Here is a 349-nt window from a genome sequence, read left to right as displayed (position 1 = left end):
ACCGGGAACTGTCCGACCTGCGGGTCGTCATCTCCGGTGCCGGCGCCGCCGGTGTCGCCTGCGCGAACATCCTGCTCGCCGCCGGTATCGCGGACGTGACCGTGCTGGACTCGAAGGGCATCGTCTCCGTGGATCGTCAGGATCTGAACGCGGTGAAGGTGGATCTGGCCGCGCGCACCAACCCAGCCGCCCGCCGCGGCGGCGTCGTCGAAGCCCTCGACGGCGCGGACGTGTTCCTCGGCGTGTCTGCCGGCACCGTCCCGGAGGAGCTCATCGCGACCATGGCCGATGACGCCATCGTGTTCGCACTGTCGAACCCGGACCCGGAGATCCACCCCGACGTCGCCCG

At 70.5% G+C, this 349-nt stretch carries 1 protein-coding gene; it reads left to right on the top strand.

Annotation, left to right across the window (positions count from 1 at the left end; genetic code table 11):
* The coding region (locus P3H15_RS54765) for a malic enzyme-like NAD(P)-binding protein (protein WP_276144922.1) at nucleotides 1-349 on the top strand (349 nt) is incomplete at both ends.

This window comes from Rhodococcus sp. T2V (assembly GCF_029269925.1).
Taxonomy (GTDB): domain Bacteria; phylum Actinomycetota; class Actinomycetes; order Mycobacteriales; family Mycobacteriaceae; genus Rhodococcus_F; species Rhodococcus_F koreensis.
The sequence above is the reverse complement of the archived record's forward strand: the minus strand, read 5'-3'. Positions and strand labels throughout refer to the sequence as shown.